14 protein-coding genes are annotated in these 19,376 nt (G+C 54.8%); 3 read left to right on the top strand and 11 right to left on the bottom strand.

Annotated features, from left to right (window positions below; all coding sequences use genetic code 11):
* Nucleotides 1–80 precede the first annotated feature (80 nt).
* The gene (ilvD, locus tag FH061_RS03565) at nt 81–1,754 is read right to left on the bottom strand and encodes a dihydroxy-acid dehydratase (RefSeq protein WP_151633083.1); all 1,674 of its coding nucleotides are present in this window, start codon (nt 1,752–1,754) and stop codon (nt 81–83) included.
* 499 nt (nt 1,755–2,253) lie between these two features.
* Here ilvD and FH061_RS03570 point away from each other — a divergent pair, with 499 nt between their 5' ends.
* Nucleotides 2,254–4,842, top strand: coding sequence for a sensor domain-containing protein (locus FH061_RS03570; RefSeq protein ID WP_151633085.1), 2,589 nt, complete (start codon nt 2,254–2,256; stop codon nt 4,840–4,842).
* Between the two features lie 771 nt (nt 4,843–5,613).
* Here the strand turns inward: FH061_RS03570 and FH061_RS03575 are convergent.
* Nucleotides 5,614–6,258 (bottom strand): NAD(P)H-binding protein, encoded by a 645-nt coding sequence (locus FH061_RS03575; protein WP_151633087.1) that lies wholly within the window; start codon nt 6,256–6,258, stop codon nt 5,614–5,616.
* A gap of 1,200 nt (nt 6,259–7,458) precedes the next feature.
* On the opposite strand from FH061_RS03575, the gene FH061_RS03580 reads away from it, so the two are divergent.
* Nucleotides 7,459–7,827, top strand: a complete 369-nt coding sequence (locus FH061_RS03580) for a hypothetical protein (protein WP_151633089.1) — start codon at nt 7,459–7,461, stop codon at nt 7,825–7,827.
* Here the strand turns inward: FH061_RS03580 and FH061_RS03585 are convergent, their stop codons facing one another.
* The 9 genes from FH061_RS03585 to FH061_RS03625 all read right to left on the bottom strand — a co-directional run bounded on the left by FH061_RS03585 (nt 7,828) and on the right by FH061_RS03625 (nt 18,499).
* Complete coding sequence (locus FH061_RS03585) at nt 7,828–8,625, bottom strand: NAD-dependent epimerase/dehydratase family protein (protein WP_151633091.1); 798 nt, start codon at nt 8,623–8,625, stop codon at nt 7,828–7,830.
* 84 nt (nt 8,626–8,709) lie between these two features.
* The gene (locus tag FH061_RS03590) at nt 8,710–10,371 is read right to left on the bottom strand and encodes a methyl-accepting chemotaxis protein (protein ID WP_151633093.1); all 1,662 of its coding nucleotides are present in this window, start codon (nt 10,369–10,371) and stop codon (nt 8,710–8,712) included.
* A 357-nt stretch (nt 10,372–10,728) separates the two neighbouring features.
* Nucleotides 10,729–11,721, bottom strand: a complete 993-nt coding sequence (locus FH061_RS03595) for a Bug family tripartite tricarboxylate transporter substrate binding protein (protein WP_151633095.1) — start codon at nt 11,719–11,721, stop codon at nt 10,729–10,731.
* 612 nt (nt 11,722–12,333) lie between these two features.
* Complete coding sequence (locus tag FH061_RS03600) at nt 12,334–12,864, bottom strand: aldose epimerase family protein (protein ID WP_192804885.1); 531 nt, start codon at nt 12,862–12,864, stop codon at nt 12,334–12,336.
* 113 nt (nt 12,865–12,977) lie between these two features.
* A complete protein-coding gene (locus FH061_RS03605; protein ID WP_151633099.1) occupies nt 12,978–14,015 on the bottom strand; it encodes a porin in 1,038 nt (345 codons plus the stop codon).
* A 196-nt stretch (nt 14,016–14,211) separates the two neighbouring features.
* Complete coding sequence (locus tag FH061_RS03610) at nt 14,212–15,642, bottom strand: aldehyde dehydrogenase family protein (protein WP_151633101.1); 1,431 nt, start codon at nt 15,640–15,642, stop codon at nt 14,212–14,214.
* A gap of 16 nt (nt 15,643–15,658) precedes the next feature.
* Nucleotides 15,659–16,567, bottom strand: a complete 909-nt coding sequence (locus FH061_RS03615) for an SMP-30/gluconolactonase/LRE family protein (RefSeq protein ID WP_151633103.1) — start codon at nt 16,565–16,567, stop codon at nt 15,659–15,661.
* 4 nt (nt 16,568–16,571) lie between these two features.
* Nucleotides 16,572–17,282: a ribonuclease activity regulator RraA gene (locus tag FH061_RS03620; RefSeq protein WP_151633105.1), complete on the bottom strand. Its 711-nt coding sequence runs from the start codon at nt 17,280–17,282 to the stop codon at nt 16,572–16,574.
* Nucleotides 17,279–18,499 (bottom strand): mandelate racemase/muconate lactonizing enzyme family protein, encoded by a 1,221-nt coding sequence (locus FH061_RS03625; RefSeq protein ID WP_225984464.1) that lies wholly within the window; start codon nt 18,497–18,499, stop codon nt 17,279–17,281. The genes FH061_RS03620 and FH061_RS03625 overlap by 4 nt, the downstream gene beginning before the upstream one ends.
* A 146-nt stretch (nt 18,500–18,645) precedes the next feature.
* On the opposite strand from FH061_RS03625, the gene FH061_RS03630 reads away from it, so the two are divergent.
* A complete protein-coding gene (locus FH061_RS03630) occupies nt 18,646–19,359 on the top strand; it encodes a FadR/GntR family transcriptional regulator (protein ID WP_192804886.1) in 714 nt (237 codons plus the stop codon).
* Nucleotides 19,360–19,376: the final 17 nt, after the last annotated feature.

Raw genomic sequence — 19,376 nt, forward strand, 5'->3', positions numbered from 1 at the left:
GCTCACGCCAGCTTCGCAGCCAGCGCAGCGGTTTGCGCTGACTTCGGATTACTGGCAAGAACCGGTAAGAAACATGGCGCTTAACATGTACTCGCTCCTTGAGACGCTGGAGTCGCAAGGGCGGCAAACTTGCCGAGCACGCCGCGCGTGTATCTGGGGGCAGGCTGTTTCCAGTTTGCACGGCGGCGCGCAATCTCTTCATCCGGTACGTTTAATTGAATTAATTGTTGGAGTGCGTCGATAGTCACGCTGTCCCCCTCCTGAACCAACGCAATCGTGCCTCCTGCAAACGCCTCGGGAGTCACGTGCCCAACCACCATCCCCCAGGTGCCGCCGGAGAAGCGCCCATCCGTGATGAGCCCGACCGATTCCCCAAGTCCCTTTCCTATGATGGCGGAAGTCGGGGCAAGCATTTCAGGCATTCCGGGGCCGCCCTTCGGACCGAGGTAGCGAAGTACCATCACATCCCCCGCCTTGATCTTGTCGCCCAGAATGGCATCCATGGCCGATGTCTCGTCGTCGAAGACGCGCGCCGGTCCTGTGATGACGGGGTTCTTGAGCCCGGTAATCTTTGCTACGCAACCGTCCGGTGACAGGTTGCCTTTCAGGATCGCGAGGTGGCCTTGCTGGTATATCGCCTTGTCTATCGGAAAGATGACGGATTGATCAGCTCGCGGCTGGTCGGGTATTTCGCTGAGTTCTTCAGCGAGCGTTCGGCCAGTAATGGTGATGCAGTCGCCGTGCAAAAGGCCGGCGTTCAGCAAAACCTTCATCACCTGCGGGATGCCGCCGGCAGCGTGCAGATCGGTCGCCACATATTGCCCGGATGGTTTAAGGTCGCATATCACCGGTACCTTGCGGCGGATGCGCTCAAAGTCATCAATCGTCCATTCGACCTCGGCGGCGTTTGCAATCGCAAGATAGTGCAGAACTGCATTGGTGGAACCGCCCGTTGCCATGATTACGCTAACGGCGTTTTCAATCGACTTGCGGCTGATAATGTCACGTGGCTTCAGATCACGTTTGACTGCCTCCACCAATACGCGCGCCGACGCTGCGGCTGACCCCACTTTTTCTTCATCCGGGTTTGCCATCGTGGAAGAATAAAGCAGTGCCATTCCGAGCGCTTCGAATGAAGAAGACATCGTGTTCGCAGTGTACATTCCGCCGCAGGAGCCGGAGGAAGGACAGGCGTTTCTCTCAATGCCGTCGAAGTCTTCCTGGGACATGCGCCCCGCGGTGAATTCCCCGACTGCCTCAAACGCAGAAACGATGGTAAGGTCCTTGCCCTTCCATTTCCCCGGCTTGATGGTACCGCCATAAATGTAGATGCCGGGAACGTTGATCCGGGCCAGTGCTATCATGCCGCCGGGCATATTCTTATCGCATCCGCCGATGACGACGCAGCCGTCCATCCATTGTCCATTGACGGCTGTCTCGATGCAGTCCGCAATGACTTCCCGCGAAATGAGGGAATACTTCATCCCTTCCGTGCCCATCGACATGCCGTCGGAAATCGTCGGTGTGCCAAACACCTGCGGATTGGCGCCGGACTCCTTGACGGCAGCTATAGCCACATCCGCCAGCCGCTGCAGTCCTGAATTGCAAGGGGTAATGGTGGAATGGCCATTCGCAATGCCGATCATCGGCTTGTCGAAGTCTTCCTTCTCATAGCCCATTGCGTAGTACATCGATCGGTTGGGACTGCGTGCGACCCCTTGCGTGACATTCCTGGAGCGGCGGTTATATGACATGGAAACTCCTTCCTCTTGAAGTAATACGGATTGGGCAGCGGTAATGATATTGAGCCTGACATTCTTCACGTTTCCATTCTAAATGCTACTTGAGCGTCGTCGGCGCACGCGAAGAAAGATGCAGCGGGAAACTTGTCGAGTTGCAAGGCATGCAAACCACGACCGATATCCGGTGCATCTCGGCCACGGAAAAACACCCGTAAACAAAGCTGGCATATCAAGATCAATATCGTAAACTTTTTGGCGGGCCTCCATTCGCTTATAGGCATCGGGGCCACTTTTAGCGCCGGGAAAACGGCAAGACTGCTGACGGCGGCCGCAAGCGGGAAGACTGCGAAAGCTGCTGGAAACCTATCTCCAAGTGGAATGGCTGACTCGGGATATGATCTTCGACATCGCAGGTGTGCTTTTTACTCGCCAATTCTTGCGTCATGTTGCAACATAGGATTTGCCTCGACGTGTAAGCGTAAAACTGCAGGGCACTGAACGGCGAGAAAAAATGAATGCATTCCCCGTCGCGTCGCCACAAGGTCTGATACCCACACTGGATGACATCACTGATGCGTTCATTACGGTTGATCAGGCATGGCGCTTTACCTTCATCAACAAAAGCGCTGAAGTTCTTTTACAGCAGCCTCGACATGCCCTTCTCGGCCAGGAACTCTGGGTAGTATTCAGGGATATCGTCGGAACAGAGCTCGAACTTCACTATCGGATCGCCATGGAGGAAAGGCGACCAATCGAATGCGAGAACTACTATGCGCCCTTCGAGCAATGGTTTGAAGTTCACGCCCATCCTATTAGCAATGGACTGGCCATTTATTTCAAGGACATTACCGCACGCCACCGACGAGAATTGTTTGCAAATGCGCAGATGCGGATCATGGAACGCATTGCTGCCGGCGCTCCCCTTGGTGAAATCCTGACCGCCGTTATCGATCTTGCGGAATCGCAAGACAGCAGCATCAGTTGCTCCGTCTTGTTTCTCGACCCGGAAACACGCCGCCTGCGCCACGGTGCCGCGCCGAAGCTTCCACAGGAATTCATCGAAGGCATTGATGGTGTCGAAATAGGAATTGTTGTCGGCTCATGCGGGACGGCAGCCTATCTGGGCGAGCCGGTCATCGTTGAAGACATCAGCACCCATCCGCTCTGGAAAGACTTTCGCGATCTCGCGTTGCGCTGCGCGCTGCGCTCCTGCTGGTCGATGCCTATTAAAGGCAGCACCGGGCAGGTTTATGGCACATTTGCCGTCTATGCGGGTACGCCGCGCTTGCCGGATCCGGCGGAAATGGAGTTGCTCAAAACCTGCTCGTACATGGTGAGCGTGGTCATTGAACGGGAACGTGCCATCGCCAGCTTAACCGAAAACGAGCGCCGGTCACGTGAGCAGGCCTCGCTGCTTGATAAGGCACAGGACGCAATCTTCGTCGTCACCATGGACGGAAAGATCGTTTTTTGGAACAAGAGTGCAGAACGGTTGTATGGCTGGACGAAGGAAGAGGCCCTTGGCAGATCCGGGCAAACCTTAAGCTGCGAAGACGACACGGCATTCGTTGCGATAGTGACGCAGGTATTGGCAGCAGGTGAGTGGCGCGGCGAACTGACGGTACGGCGTAAGGACGGAACCTGTTTCATGGTCGATGGCCGTTCCACGTTGGTAAGAGATGACAATGGCGCACCTTATTCCATACTCTCGATTCACACTGACATGACGGAACGCAAGGCTGCACAACGTGAGATTCATCAGCTGGCCTTTTACGATCCACTCACTGGCCTGCCTAACCGCCAGCTGCTGATGAATCGACTGGAACATGAACTAGGGGCCAATAGCCGGCGCCGCGGCGCAGGTGCCGTCATGTTTATCGATCTCGATAATTTCAAGTCGCTTAACGATACGCTGGGACATGACATGGGCGACCTGCTCCTGCAGCAGGTCGCCCAGCGGCTCTCGCATGCGGTGCGCGAGAGCGACACCGTAGCCCGCTGGGGAGGCGACGAATTCGTCGTGGTCGTCGATCAACTGGGGATGCACTTGACCGAGGCAGTTGGCCAGGCAGACACCATCGCCGAACAGATACGTGAAGCGCTCAATGTGCCCTACGATCTAAACTCGTATGAACACCATAGCACGCCGAGCATTGGGGTGGCTCTCTTCCAGGGCAAGGCAGCGACGGTAGACGAATTGCTCAAGCATGCCGATCTTGCGATGTATCAGGCAAAAGCGGCCGGCAGAAATACCATACGATTTTTTGATCCCCAGATGCAGGCTGCCATCACGGCACGCGTGGCGATGGAAACGAGTATGCGCCGCAGTCTCCTGAACAATGATTTTCTGTTGTACTACCAGCCCCAAGTAGACCGGGACGGCCGCATCGTTGGTGCGGAAGCCCTGCTACGATGGCGACATCCGGAGCGCGGCATCATTTCCCCGGTTGTTTTCATCCAGCTTGCTGAAGAAACCGGCCTGATACTGCCACTGGGTGAATGGATACTGGATACGGCATGCCGCCAATTAGCGGATTGGGCTGTACGGGAGCACACCGCGCAGCTTAGCCTGGCTGTGAATGTCAGCGCTCGGCAGTTTCGTCATCCCGAATTTGTGAACCAAGTCATTGCAGCGATCGACAAGAGCGGCGCCAATCCTTTCCGGTTGAAGCTGGAACTGACAGAGAGTGTTCTGCTCGACGACGTCGAAGGTACTGCGCACAAGATGAATCAGCTCAAAGCGATTGGCATAGAGTTCTCATTGGATGACTTCGGTACTGGCTATTCGTCGCTGTCTTACCTGAGGCGATTGCCGTTCGAGCAGTTAAAAGTCGATCAATCCTTCGTAAAGGACGTGTTGGTGAACCATGAGGATGCAACATTGGTAAGAACCATCATTACACTGGGCCGTAATCTTGGTTTGAAGGTCGTTGCCGAAGGTGTGATGACGCAGAGCCAATTCGATTTTCTTGACGAGTGCGTATGCGACGCATTTCAAGGTTATTTCCTGAGTAGTCCAATTCCGCCCGAGGATTTTTATGAACTGGTCATGACCCGTTCGCACTCCCGCGACGCAATACAGAGTCATACCGTTCCCTGATTAGCCGATGGACGTGCTACGAAGACAGGAGACGTCAATAGCTAATGGAACATGGTCCGCTGTCGTCAATCAGGAAATTCAAGCTGCTTCAGGCTGCTATATACGTTCTCTCCTTGGCCCAACGCGAGTATCTTGAGGAATGGGCCTTGTGCAGCACGGCGCGCAGATGGTACGCGCAGCGGAAGAAGGTGCGGCCCTGCAACAAATGAAGAACCTGTTAAGGATTGGAAGCGGCCATCTTGATCCTATGGATGTTCTTATCTGGCGATTTCTTCCGTCCTGTTGCTCTGTGGTTGCCGAACCTCGGATCCTTGCCTGTCCTTGTAAAGCGATAGAGCGGCGCTGCCAAAGCCAAGAATGGCCACCAGAATGGTAAGCAGTCGGGGCTTACCGGCACGCCATGACGCGTAAACGGCAGCCGCGGTAGTGAGAAAAATGATAAAAGCAAGAAATTGTCCCGTCGTCATAAGCTTAATTCTAACAGTGTTCCACTCAGTGAAAGGGAGGCCGTTTATGGCTTATGCCAACTGGCATTTCAGCATATTCGATAGCGTGCTTTCGGTGTGGTAGCGCTAAGCAGATAAGGGATTGTTCATTGATATTGCTTGCCGCAGCTCGCCGCAACCAGCAGCAATGCGCCGGTACTACCGAGGCCTTCGGTATTCGCACGAGCTGTTGTTTCAAGTCCTGCAGCCCCTCAGTCCAGCTTTGGCCGGGTGATTCTCAGCTCTTTCCGGTAGCCGTTCAATGGCAACACGGGCTGATTGAATTTCAGCTCTGCATGGCGCCCGAAAGCAAGACTTCGATGCCACGCGCGGTTGGCACGCGGTTCAGCAGCGCGTGAGCCACGTTAGCCGCAGAAATCGGGCGATAGTCTGCCGGGATAAAAAGCCTGAGCAAGCCACCACCGACCGCGGCCAACTTCTCCCCCGCTCGTGGTGGTTGACCCAGGGCTTCCCTGTCGCCAGTCAGGAGTGAGGGCCGGGCTATGACAAGAGCTTCAAAGTTTAAGGCCTTGATGGCCTCCTCAACTTCTCCCTTGACACGATTGTAAAAGATGTTCGAGTGCGCATTCGCTCCCATCGCGCTTACCAAACCAACGCGCCGGGCGCCGGCGTCCTGTGCGGCCCGGGCGACGGCAAGGTTGGCATCAAAGTCCACCGCACGAAATGCGGCCTGGCTACCAGCCGCTTTGATGGTTGTCCCCAAGGCAAGATAGGCCTCGTCGACTGCCGGGAACTGCGGCAATGCAGCGAATCTCACCAGATGTTCTGTCAGCTTTGGATGCTGAAGGTCCAACTGCCGCCTGACAAGTGCATGGACCACCCCAATCGAAGCGTCCGCCAAAAGTCTGGTCAACATCTCCCGCCCAACAAGACCTGTTGCTCCTGCAAGCACAACGCTTCTCGTTTTCATACTTATCATGCCCTTAAGACGCTTGGCAGACCATCTTCCACCTGTGCCAGCATAGCGGAATTGCGTTTTACCATATGCCGAGCCGATTAGAGTTAGGCAATGGCGTTGATCCACGGTTGGCAAGTCCTAGCCTTCTCGCCAATGAATTTGGCGAATTTTCCCACCTTGAATCAGTTTTGAGCATGGCAGTGTAAGATTTTTTTCTTTCTGCAGGAGCATTTTTGCATCTGGAGTGTAACGGTATGGTGACGGAGCGCTCCCTACACTCTCACCATAGCGGCAGCTAGCCTTGCAGCAAAGGGCGTCATGTGAGAAACAAGCACTAATCCTTGCTCAGTCGCGAACCTTGCATAACGGCTTTGTTCTTACCTCACCTGTACGTGATAGGGAGATGCGATGCCGACCGTGTCAATGGAGTGCGCAGGTTGCAACAGGAAGTTTGAAGTTGTCGAAATCAGCTGTTCTTTTATCGACGAAGACATGACGGATACGGTGGAGTGCCCGGCGTGCGGTAAGGCGATGCAAGGGCGTCCCGGGAAAATCTACCTTAGTGAGCCGGTCGTAGCCGGCCTCAGTCTATTTTCACAGAAGCGTCCGGAAGCACGGTAGCCAGAAGCGAGGAACCCTTCGCAATGAAGGGTTCCTCAATATGACAAGTGACGAAGTGTTTACACCTCGTCCTCGATTAGGCCTGCGGGAAGTTCCTCCAGTGGAACAGGAGTACTGTGCCATTGTTCATCAGCATCGTTCCCGTGTGGCTGAGATATCGTAAAGGTGTAGTGGCAAATCGACATATTTCCTCCATCAAAAGTGAGGAGGAATAATTTGGGGCGCTATTGCAGCGCACAATAAGAGAAAACCGAGTGATGGAATGGCAATGCAACGGTGCTTTTGTGCATCGCTACAGAACCAAAGAAAAAGCCGACGCTATGCCGGCTTTTAGGTGCAGAGGAAAAACCCCTTTCGCATTTACCGGTGAAATTGGTGCTGGAATGTTTCGTAACCTCGCGCGGGTACAAACGGCATCTTCCTCCGAGGTTTGGTCACTTGGAAAGGCTAGAGTAACGCCATATTAGTTTGCGAAAGTTACGGGAAAATAGCGAGCGAAGACGTCTTCAAAACACCCTGCTTGTCCATGATGTCTTAAAAGACGAGTTCAATCTATCGGTCTGCCATTCTTTCCAAGACGGCCACGGACTTATGACGAAAGACATCAGCCTAGTGACTTGCGAGGTTCATTTCGATCAAGGCCAGGTGCTTGACCTGCTTCAGCCGGTCAGGAGCAAGTCGGAACTCCAGGAAGTGCCTTTCCTGCTTGCATCGGGACGTGAAACCAACTGTTCGCCGGCGATCTTGCAAGGCATCGAGACTGTCGCCGAATCACTTGGCGCGACAGCCCACATCAATGTGCTGAAATTGGTCTCGAGTATGGGCGAGGAAAATGCATACGAAGACATACGACGCATCGTACGAAAGCGCATTCTCCTGGACTCGCTGAATCAATCTATCAGCTTCCTGGCCAAGGCGAACCCAAACGACTGGGAAGGAGAGGGACCTCGCGCGGCATGATCAACGCTTGGATGGCATGACAAAGCCGTTGGATGCAAACTTTCCTCCTTGATAGGTTTCGGCAATGTCGTCGTTTTCGCGCACACCTTCGAGCTGCGCGGCGAATCGATCCGCACTATGCCTCGGCATGTAGCCGAGCGCCGCCGCCCTGGAATTGTCATACCAGGAACGGGAATTTGCAGAGACTCCATAAACGACATCGTTCAATTGACTGCTTTTCAAGCCAATCTTTACCAACGAAGCCAGATCTTCCGGGTGTACCCAATGGGACAGCATCCGGGCATCCAATGGCTCGGCACCGCAATACCCAATCCTAATTCCAAGCGCCTGCAAACCAGATTTTTCTGCATGCATGCTTGCGAGCGCTTCCATGAATACCTTGGTAACGCCGTACCTGGAATCCGGTTTGGGAAACACCCTAGAATCAATTGTCTCTGATCTTCTATAGAAACCTACTGCATGGTTGGAACTTGCGTAGACGATCCGCTTTACGCCAGAAGCGACACAGGCATCCCATAGCTTTGCTACCGCCAAGACGTTCGCCTCCAATAAAACGGACCAGTCCGCTTCCCGCGGATAACCGGCGAAATGAACAACAGCGTCCACCCCTGCAAGGAGTCTCGTCAGTGAGTCATCATCATTCAGGTTGGCTTGATGAAAAGTCTCGTTCTCCAATAGGGTGTCAACAGAGGCAATGTCCGTCAAGCGCATCTCATCGCACATGCCTACCAAGAAGGGACGAACCTGCCGTGCGACCTTTCCGTTAGCGCCCGTGAACAGAATGCATTTGGATTTCATTTTTTACTTTCAAGAGGTAAAGCAGCAAGCATCTTCTCAGCTTGTTAGGGTTTGATCGAAAAAAGATGTTGGATAAATTCCGCTCTATGCCGAATCCAGCCTCAGATATTGCTGCTTTCTTTTTCCGGCATTAGAAATTTTGGCCATTGTTCTTTTTCCACCAGGATGCCGATTAGGATGCTGCGGGATGACTTTTCCACTAGCGCCACAGGATTCTCTTTTCAGCTGGAACATCATCAAGAGCTGGCTAAGATTACCGGCTTGGTTTTGCAAGGAGCAGGATGCGGCGGCCGCCTCTTCTACCAAGGCTGCATTCTGCTGCGTCACATGGTCCATTGTCTTGGCGGAGCCACTGATTGTATCGATGTCATTCGCCTGATTCTGACATGCCTTTGCAATATCGCTGATGAGCGTGGCGACCTCGCTTACGCTTGACACAACCTGACCGATGGTTACGCCGGCGTCTGCCACCAACCTGCTTCCGGTGTCAACCTGCTCCACCGATTTGGAAATGAGGTCCTTGATCTCCTTGGCGGCAGTTTCCGCTCGGTGCGCCAGGGCGCGCACCTCCGAGGCGACGATCGCGAAACCGCGGCCCTGAATGCCGGCCCTGGCGGCTTCGACGGATGCATTCAATGCCAGGATATTGGTTTGAAAAGCGATGTCGTCAATCACATTTGTGATTTCCGAGATGCGCCGCGATGAAGCATTGATGCCATCCATCGTTTCCATAACCACCGATACCAACGTACCGCCCTCCCCTGCAATTTCTCTTGCCGAACCAGCCAGTCGACGAGCAACTGCTGCATCTTCGGCATTCTGCTTTACCGTTCTATCCAACGCTTCAATCGCTGAAATTGTAGATTGCAACGCCAATGACTGCTCATCAGTTCGCTTGGACAGGTCAAGATTTCCGGCTGCAATTCCGGTCGAGGCCATCGCAATCGACTGTGTGCTTTCCTGTACTTTTCCCACAATATGCCGGAGGCTTGCATTCATTGCGTTCAAAGCATGCATCAAGCGGCCTGTCTCATCGGTTGAGGTAACCTCCACAGTCGCAGCAAGGTTCCCTTCTGCGACGGATTCGGCAAAGGAGGCCGCCTGTTGAAGAGGCCTGGTCACTGATCTCGTGATGAAGCATGCGGTACAGGCTCCAATTGCTATTGCCATGCCACAGAAAATTACCATGGCTGCGAGCGCTTGCTGATAGACCGTACTGGCATTCTGCGTAATGCGTTCGGTTTCCGCTCCTTGTTCTTTCTGCAGCGTTTCAATCGCATCGATCCAGAGCCGCTGATGACTCAGCAATTCTTTCAAGACAACGCCGATGTCTCCCTGTTTCATTGCAATCGCCATAGTCTTTTCAACCACGGGCGTCGTTTTCTCAGCCAACGACTGAACAGCGATCAGGCTTTTTTCTGCAGGAGTTCCTGCCAGCTTGGGCTTTATGGCCGCCAGGCTTGCCCTATAGCGCGATACTGCACGCTCGACTCGCGAGGCTTCGGAAAGCATCTGCTGTTCATCCATCACCAGTACCATCGCCGTCACCGAGGCTGACATTGTCATCACTGACTGCCGCATTTCGTTGAGTTCGTGGGCAATGACGTTACTTCCTTTCGTAACGGAGATCAGACTGTCATTGATCTTCGCCATGCGATTACCACTGATGCAGGCAAGCGCAACGAACAGCAGGAGCAAAAAACCGAAAGCCAAAGTCAGCTTGGCACCGATATCAAGCTTCTTCATGTTCTGTCTCCTTACTCAGTCCTCGCCGATGTCCGAACATGCGGTGTACGGATGTGTCACCCGTTAAGACTTGTGGATGAAACAACGCTCCCGGATCAAGCGCGTCCATTCCTCATGAGTTTCGAACCGAGGATTGTTGTTGCATCGGGTTAGTCAGTTCACGATGCGGCCTCGGTGTCTCAATCGACTAATTCCCGGTGTCTGCTCGATCACGCAAAAGGTGCAGCATGAATGGAAAGTGACTGCCGCCGATACCGAAACTCACCCGCAAGAATGAAGCATCAAGGCGTTTTATCCCATCGACGGTTCGATCGGCGGCCGGCCTGACGTACCACAGGCCCCGGAACAGACCTCGACTTATTCGCGCGTAATGTTGGCGGCTTTGATGAGTGCGCTCCACCGTGCCAATTCACTGGCGTAGTACTGCTGGAATTCCTCCGGCGACTTGCTGATCACCACTTCCGAGCCAAGCTGCTCGGCGCGCGTTTTGAACGCCTGGGACGACGCCGCTGCTGTGATAGCCCTGTGCAGGGTCGTGACGATCTCTTTGGGAGTTCCACTTCGAACTGCAATTCCCTGCCAGCTGCGGATGTAGGTCGATGGCGGAAGTCCAAATTCTTGCGCGCTTTTCACGTTCGGCAAGCTGGAGATTCGACTTGCCTGCATGACCGTCAAGGCTTTTACCTTGCCGGCATCCACCATGGACTTTAATGTCCCGGACATCAAGTCAAACATGATATCCAGTTCTCCACCCATCAAGTCCTGATTTGCAGGCGATCCTCCGCGGTAAGGGATATGCAGGGCAGGAATATTCTGGCTGCGTTTAAACAATTCGATGGCGAGATGCGACGATGTTCCGATGCCACCGGACCCGGCTTTCAATCCCGAAGCCGTCTTCTTTGATGCGTCAATGACGTCTTGAGGAGTCTGCAGTTTGCTCGCATTGGAAGCAAGCATGACGACGGGCACGCTGGTGATCTGCGATACCATCGTAAGGTCTTTGGCAGGATCATAGCGGATTCCTCCCAATGCGGGATTGGTAGCAAAGTGGATCGCCGCGAAGATAAGTGAATAGCCGTCGGGAGCCTGCCCGAGTACAGCGCCCGTAGCGATGTTTCCCGAAGCACCGCTTTTGTTCTCCACCAATACCCGCTGGCCCAGCTGCTTGCTCATTTCCTCTGCAAGTATCCGCGCGATTGCGTCTGCAGCACCACCTGGCGCAAAGCCGACATACAGAGTGATCGGTCGATCCGGAAATTTCTCGGCGCGTGCCGGCGATGCCAGGCCAATTAAGCCTGCCGCCAACACCGCTGCCGCAACCAGGACCTTGCGCCGCATCTTTGTTTTCATCGTTGTCTCCTAGAGAATAGGTTATCGCTTAATTCTGCAGACGGGATACGACCCGTCAAACATCTATGCGATTTATGATATCAGATATCTTAACTGTTGCAAGGGGTTTTGCGATCCCTTTAAATTAAGCACCTGATCGATAAAGAGGAAGCCCACCCGCTAGGCAGACCCAGCGCCAGGAAACATCCTGCGGGAGAATAAAATTCATTCCTTAATACCGCGGAAACTGTCCCTGTTAAGGGTTCAGACTCCGCAGTTCCTGCCTGCCTTGCACCAGCGCAGTTCTATGTTGCCGCACATGCGCTCTCCAGGAGAGAGAGTTCGGATCCCGGGGTCAACGCCGCCGACTGCGGTGAGGTTAAATCCATTAATGACGTGTGAACTGGGTTCGACACACAAGTACTGGGCGTACTTCGGCATGAAACACACAAGGTGGCTTAATTCACTTGTGGTACGCATTTCCACCGTCCCGGTCGGGTAACCTATTTCCGCATATCCGTTCCATTCCGAGAAATGTCCAAAATAGCCCTGCTCCTGCAGAGGCCGCCTGATCAGTTTCATATCTTGCCGTCCGCGTTGCATTCCTGTAGGGAAGCGGCTTTCATCGCATGTTCACTGCACATCGGCACTGAAAGCGACGTAACGGGCCTCGGTTGCTGAGAAATATGGGTGAAAGCCCAAGCCCGCCGGCATTGGCAATGTTCCGAGATTCGTCAGAGACAGCGTAACTGTCAGACGATTCGCCATCAGTTCCACATACTGATCGGCGCGAATTCGCCAAGGCCAGCGGTGACCTTCATAGTGTGTGCGTAAATGAAGGCTTCCCTTGGATAGGGCGACAACTTGCCAGGGAATATCGCGACATACGCCATGCATGACATGCGGATGATTCGTGGAGTCTGCCGGCAGTGTATATCGATGGCCGGCAAATGCAAAAGCACCCTGCCTGATCCGATGCGAATAAGGAATCATGGGAAACGCACCGTAGGCAGGACCGCCCTGCGGCTGCATTGCATACGGCGTGAAAATTTCAGTCGCGTCTCCGTCTTCGAGAACCCGGAAACACCCGATACGGCCGCCTTGCGCTGGAAGTATTTCCGCTTCAAGCACATGCGTGCCCAGTACGATACTGTTACCTGACATTCCATCGCCTCGTGTTGCAAGAGACCTTGATCGGGCCCGCATTGGCTCGCCAGCACCAGGACAAGACGATAGCTGACCATCATTGCCAGCTATCGCTCAAGTCCTGACACGGTTTAGAAGTAATGACGAATACCGAGAGAGACGCCGGTACGAGAATCGGTACCGAAGAACGGAGTGTTGAATCCCGCGGTTGAGCCAAGAGTACGCCACGCATCTTTCAGTTTGGTGTGATCGACTTCGGCATAGAGCTGGGTACGCTTGCTCAGATCATACAGTGCCATTACGGTGGTGGTAGTGCGCTTGCCCGATGGGCCTGCCGTTTCCAGCTTGTCATAGTCGAATGAACCGATCAGAGTCACGGCGGGCGCGATAGCGTACCTGATGCCGAGATGGGTGCCGTCATTGCGCCGGTTCGCGCCATCCAGCTTGTGCTGCAGCTGCATGAAGTAAAGTTTGGCAGGACCTGTCTCGTAGGTGGCGCCTGCTGCCATGAAATCCGAGTCGCTCAAGGGTACGGTAGTGCCAAAATAACTGGTAACGTCATTACGCCTCTGGTACGTGCCGCCGATACGCAAGCCACCCGCTTTGTAAGCCAGGCTCACGGCTCCCTTTGCGCTATTGCTGGAGTCGCCGGCAACTTCACCGAATGCGTAATTTGCACCCACTTCAAAAGCACCGAACGTGCCGCGATATTTGATTGAATTATCGAAGCGTGTTGTCGTGTACTGCGCCTGGAAACCGGGCATGTTTAGATTGGGCACGGCCATGGAATGAAGGCTGCCTATCATGTCATGGCCGGTGGTGAATTGCCGGCCAAACGTGATCGTGCCGAAGTCGCCGCTCAAGCCAACCGTAGAGTTGCGTCCGAACAGGTTTCCGCCAGCGCCCAATGCACCGGTATCCGGTAGAATGCCGCTTTCAAGGTTAAAGATGGCATTGAGGCCGCCACCCAGCGATTCGGTGCCGCGAAAGCCGATCCGGCTTCCCGTCAACACCCCGTCACCCAGCTGCCACTTGTTGCGGCCGGCGGCGTTTTCATTGGTGGTGTAGCGGATCGTGGTATCTAGAATGCCGTAGATCGTTACATTTGATTGTGCTTGGGCGATACCCGAAGCGATCAATACTGCGGCGGCAAATATCGTATGTTTCATCACTGTCCCTTTTTTACTAAAGGTGTATTTCAGTTTTCTTGGCAAATACCGTCCCTGCCTGGCTTTGCAGTGCAAAGCCAGGACCGGTTCCGGCAACTGGTTAGCAAGGAGTCTCCCTGCCTAGTGGTCTTCAGGCATCCTCTTCTTGATCGTCTTCTTTCGTAAGCGTCCCTCCTTTGATCGGATGTTCAGGGATTTATGGGCAGATATAGGCCGTCTTGGTGGTTGTATAGAATTCCTGTGCGGCGGGTCCCTGTTCGTGGGAACCGTAGCTGGACGCCTTGGCCCCGCCGAACGGGACGTGGTAATCCACGCCGGCCGTAGGCGCGTTGACCATTACCATGCCCGCCCGCGAATGTGTTTTGAAATGCTGGGCAATGCCGAGCGAAGTGGTACAGATGCCCGCGCACAAGCCGAATGGCGTATCGTTTGCGATGTGCAAGGCATGCTCGTAATCATTCGCCGGAATGACGGCTGCCACGGGTCCGAAAATTTCTTCCTTGCAGATCAGCATCGAGTTGTCGCAATCGACGAACAGCGCGGGCTGCAAAAATAATCCATTGGTAGCGCGCGCCACGCGCTGGCCACCCCAAGCCAATGTGGCACCCTCATTCTTGCCAATCGCGATATAGGCGAGATCTTGTTCAAGCTGACTCTCATCAACGACCGGGCCAATCTGCGTATCCGGATCCAGGGCATGACCGACAACCAGTGATTCAGCTTTGGCCCTGAACGCCTCAACAAAGCGCTGATGGATGCCGCGAGTGACAATGATTCGTGACGATGCGGTGCAGCGCTGTCCTGTCGAATAGAACGCGCCCTGGACTGCGCACTCTACGGCTCGCTCGAGTGACGCGTCGTCGGTCACCACCAGGGGATTCTTTCCTCCCATTTCCATCTGCAGACGGGTCGTGCGGCCAGCGAGGGCTTGCGCAATCTTCTGTCCAGTGCCGACAGATCCGGTAAACGTCAGCGCATCAATACGCAGGTCACTGGTCATCGCTGCCCCAACCGCCGAGCCTCGTCCATTGACCAGGTTGAACACGCCGGGCGGGATGCCGCTGCGTGAGATGATTTCCGCCAAAGCCCATGCAGAGCCGGGCACAAGTTCTGCCGGTTTGAAAACGACCGTATTGCCAAATGCCAGCGCCGGTGCGATTTTCCAGGCGGGGATCGCGATCGGGAAGTTCCAGGGTGTAATGATGCCTACCACGCCGACCGGTTCGCGCAAGGTTTCCACGGTCAAGCCCTGGCGAACCGATGGCGTAATCCGGCTATCCGGTCGCAGCGCCTCCTGCGAAAAGTACTTGAAGATGTAACCTGCGCGGGCCACCTCGCCTATCGCTTCAGGAAGTGTCTTGCCCTCTTCCTGCGCAAGCAACTTTCCCAATTCCTGACGGCGTGCCAGAAGCTCCGTTCCGATCAGGTCGAGGCTGTCGACCCGTGCCTGGACTGAACCGCAGCGCCAGTCATCGAGCGCAGAATGGGCGGCCGTAATTGCGTCTTGCGTCTGCGCTTCATCGGCGTGTGCATAATCGCCCAGAGATTCGGCCAGATTGGATGGATTAATGTTGGGTGCCGCGTGAGCGCTCTCTACCCAGCGTCCGTTGATATGGTTTGCGTGCACTTGTTTTCCTTATTCGTTAACAGGTGGTTTTCATCATTGGACTGGGCACACCAATCGCGCCAACATGCACTGCGAACAGTCCTCCGCTGAGCGGGCTGTCTTGTTGCAACTGCTTGCCGACCTGGGCGCTGATTGTCGTGATAAGCAAGGTGTCGTGGTTTTTTCCGCCAATGGCGACTTTGCTTGGTTTCGAAACCGGGAGGCGGACGCGTCTGTCAACCTTGCCTTGCGGAGTAATGCGCAGTACCTCTCCGCCGTCGACGGCGCAGATCCAGTAGCAGCCGTCAATATCGACCGTCGCGCCGTCAGGCCGCCCGACCATTTCCGAACAGTCGAAAAAAACCCGCTGGTTCCCAATGTGGCCCGATGCGGCATCGAGATCAAATTGCCAGACCAGACGCGACCTTGGATGGGAATCCGACAGGTATAGTGTTTTACCGTCCGGAGAACATGCCAGCCCATTCGGCAGGTGCAGTTCTTGCAGCCAGGAAGTCGCCTCCGCCTCGCTACGCATCGAATAGAGTTCGCCCGTGGGATCGCCCAGTAAGCCTTGGAGATTCATCGTGCCGCACCAGAGGCGGCCAGCCGGATCGACCACGCTGTCATTGCAACGATTTTGCGTGCCACCACCGCGAATGGCGAAATAAAGTGAGAGATCGCCAGTGTGCAAATTGAATTCATAGAGGCCGGTCGTCAAACCGACCATGACACGGTCTCCATCCAATGGTGCGACACATCCTACTTTTTCCGGCAAGATCCATTGCTCATCCAACCCTGACTCGATATCGAAGCGGTGCAGCGTGCAATTCCAGACATCGACCCATAAGGCCTTTTGCGAAGCTTCACACCAGACGACGCCTTCTCCAACAAGTGCCTTGGCATCGAGAATGCAATCTGCTTGTAGCGTGCCCATCGCAATTTCCATTGGCTTACTGGTTAGCCTTCCAGTTCGAATAGCGTTCGAGCGTTTGCGGATCAACCGGGGGATATAGTCCGAGAATGGAGACGCCGCGGCGCACCTCTTCCAGGACAAAGCTCTCAAAGCGCTCCATTTCCAAGGCTTCCAGTGCCACTTCATTCACGAGGTGTGCCGGCAGGCAGACCACTCCGTCGTCGTCACCAACCATGATGTCGCCGGGGAAGATCGGTACGCCGCCGCAGCCGATAGGCACATTGACGTCCAGGGCATGGTGCTTGATCAGATTGGTCGGTGCAGACGCGCCTGCACAGTAAGACGGCATGTCGAGTTCGGCGATGCCTTGCGCGTCGCGCAAACCGCCGTCAGATACAATGCCGGCGGCTCCCCTTACCTGGATGCGCGTAGCCAGTATGCTTCCGGCGGAGCCGACGGAGGCGTCGCCCCTGCAATCCATGACCAAGACCGCACCCGCAGGTATTTCCTCTACTGCGACGCGTTGCGGATGGCGCTGGTCACGGAAGACCTCGATCCCGTCAAGATCTTCGCGGGAAGGAATATAGCGCAGCGTGAATGCCGGCCCGACAAGCCGCTGGCCGGATTTAAGCGGCTTAACACCTTGAAGAAAAATATTACGAAACCCCTTTTTATAGAGAAGACTCGTTAATGTTGCGGTGCTGACCGTGGCAAGTTGTTTAAGCGCTTCATTGGATACCTGTGTCATTTGAGGCCTCTGTTGACGGAAAAATAATTCTTGCGCTGAAAACGCGCCTGGTAATAGACGCTCTCCACCTCCGTACCGGGGGCGTATGCGCCGGAACCGCGGGATATCGGTAACCGCACGTTGCACACACTCGGATGCGACATGATGAAATCTTCATTGAGCTCGATACCTAGACCGGGCAAGTTGGGCACATGGATGAACCCGTTGACACAGCGGAGCGATGACGAAAGCACCTGATGTTTTCCTTCCCAATCCTCCTCGAATCTTTCGAGGATTAGCGCATTCGGAATCGATGCCAGAAAGTGGACTGCCGCCACCTCGGCTACCGGACCGAGCGTGCCGGCATGAGGTGCCACCGTAATGAAATGTGCCTCGGCAAGCGCGGCAATTTTGCGCATCTGCGTAAGCCCGCCTGACCTGCCTGTGTCCGGCTGAATCACGTCAACCAGATTGCCTTCGATTAAGGGCCGTTGCGCCCATAACCCGGCGAGTCTCTCGCCGCCGGCAAGCGGCACGGAAGTCTTGTCGCGAACACGGCGAAATACTTCCACGTTATCAGGCGCCACTGGCTCCTCGACAAACAAGGGCCGGAACTGCTCCATTTCACGGCACAGTGCAATGGCATCTGCCGCCTGCAACCACGGTGGGCCATGCAGGTCCACCAGGAAATCGATATCAGCGCCCAACGCCGATCGCAGCGTCGCCAGCTTTTCCAGCGGATTGGCCACGCCGCCCGTTTTGATGGCGGTGTATCCCTTTGCTACAAGCGCTTGCGCGCGCTCCACCGAACTCGCGTGTGAATAAACGCGTATCGTGTCTCGCACCTTGCCACCCAGAAGGTTCCAGACAGGGGTGCCCAATGCCTTGCCTTTAATATCCCAGAAAGCCATGTCGAGTCCGGCCATCGCGCCGTAACCCACCACACCTGTCTCGCCATGGCCCATCATTGCCACGCGCATGCGCTGCCACAGGCGTTCGATATGGGTCGGGTCTTCGCCGACCAGTATCCTTTCGAGATCACGTACCGCTGTCTCCACGACTTTCGGCCAGCCGCTGCATTCGCCGATGCCTGTGATCCCTGCGTCGGTATGGACCTTGACGAAAAGCCAGTTGCGTGACCCGGCCGTACTCATCCCGCCCTGGCTGGCTGCGGACCATGCGGTTTCCGCCGGCGCGCCTGCCTGCATGAGCAACGTTTGTATTTTAGTAATCTTCAAGATGTGCCCTTCGAATTGGCCATGGATAGTGCGATGGCAGCCAGACAGACGTTAACTGGCGCTATACTCGAAAGCGTAGCTAGGCTGCGTCATTGTTTTCACGATGGTATGATATCAGATATCTTAACAGTTGCAAGAGGATGAATTTGGACACTATTGATTCGCTCGAACCCCGCAAACCGGTCACGCAACTTATTGCAGATCGGATAACGTCTTGGATTACATCAGGGCGTTACAAGGCAGGCGACCATCTACCTTCTGAGGGGGACCTGGCAAAGCAGCTTGGCGTAAGCAAACCGAGCGTCCGGGAATCGCTGCGTCAACTGGTCGCGTTTGGCGTGATCGAGATCAACCATGGACGGCCTCCAACGGTCAGGAGCCTTAGCAGCGCCCCGCTAATCAGCTTCTTCCATCTTGCATTGAGTGAAGAACAGGAAGGACTCAAGGAAGCCATAGAATTGCGGCGCGCACTCGAAGCGCAAAGTGTTATTCTTGCAACAGAAAGGGCCACAGATGAAGATATTGAGCACCTCGGTCAGATCATAGATCGGCTGAACCAGTGCAAGGACGACTACGAAAAATGGGTCCCCGAACACGTCGGCTTTCACCTTGCGTTGGTAAAGGCGTCACATAATCGCTTCTTCTCTTTCCTGGTAGATGCATTGCAGGAGACGATTGAGAAAACGAATAGGATGATCTTGGCGGCACAGCCCAATCGCAATGCGACCGTTACCTTGGCAAGACATGTCGCTATCTATGAAGCGGTCAAGAGCCGTGATGTGAACAAGGCGCGCCAGGCAGTCGAGCAGCATTTCGAGGCGGTTGATAAAGTGGTAAGTGTCGCATTTGACAAAGGTTGAAAGGCCTATTGTCTATT

It is taken from the genome of Noviherbaspirillum aerium, assembly GCF_008929045.1.
In the GTDB taxonomy this organism is placed as follows: Bacteria; Pseudomonadota; Gammaproteobacteria; order Burkholderiales; family Burkholderiaceae_D; genus Noviherbaspirillum; species Noviherbaspirillum aerium.

What these genes read in the sequence shown, in the direction of transcription:
- ilvD (WP_151633083.1), bottom strand. Translation starts at nt 1,754, where the DNA reads ATGTCATATAACCGCCGCTCCAGGAATGTCACGCAAGGGGTCGCACGC.
- FH061_RS03570 (WP_151633085.1), top strand. Translation starts at nt 2,254, where the DNA reads ATGAATGCATTCCCCGTCGCGTCGCCACAAGGTCTGATACCCACACTG.
- FH061_RS03575 (WP_151633087.1), bottom strand. Translation starts at nt 6,258, where the DNA reads ATGAAAACGAGAAGCGTTGTGCTTGCAGGAGCAACAGGTCTTGTTGGG.
- FH061_RS03580 (WP_151633089.1), top strand. Translation starts at nt 7,459, where the DNA reads ATGACGAAAGACATCAGCCTAGTGACTTGCGAGGTTCATTTCGATCAA.
- FH061_RS03585 (WP_151633091.1), bottom strand. Translation starts at nt 8,625, where the DNA reads ATGAAATCCAAATGCATTCTGTTCACGGGCGCTAACGGAAAGGTCGCA.
- FH061_RS03590 (WP_151633093.1), bottom strand. Translation starts at nt 10,371, where the DNA reads ATGAAGAAGCTTGATATCGGTGCCAAGCTGACTTTGGCTTTCGGTTTT.
- FH061_RS03595 (WP_151633095.1), bottom strand. Translation starts at nt 11,721, where the DNA reads ATGAAAACAAAGATGCGGCGCAAGGTCCTGGTTGCGGCAGCGGTGTTG.
- FH061_RS03600 (WP_192804885.1), bottom strand. Translation starts at nt 12,864, where the DNA reads ATGTCAGGTAACAGTATCGTACTGGGCACGCATGTGCTTGAAGCGGAA.
- FH061_RS03605 (WP_151633099.1), bottom strand. Translation starts at nt 14,015, where the DNA reads ATGAAACATACGATATTTGCCGCCGCAGTATTGATCGCTTCGGGTATC.
- FH061_RS03615 (WP_151633103.1), bottom strand. Translation starts at nt 16,567, where the DNA reads ATGGAAATTGCGATGGGCACGCTACAAGCAGATTGCATTCTCGATGCC.
- FH061_RS03620 (WP_151633105.1), bottom strand. Translation starts at nt 17,282, where the DNA reads ATGACACAGGTATCCAATGAAGCGCTTAAACAACTTGCCACGGTCAGC.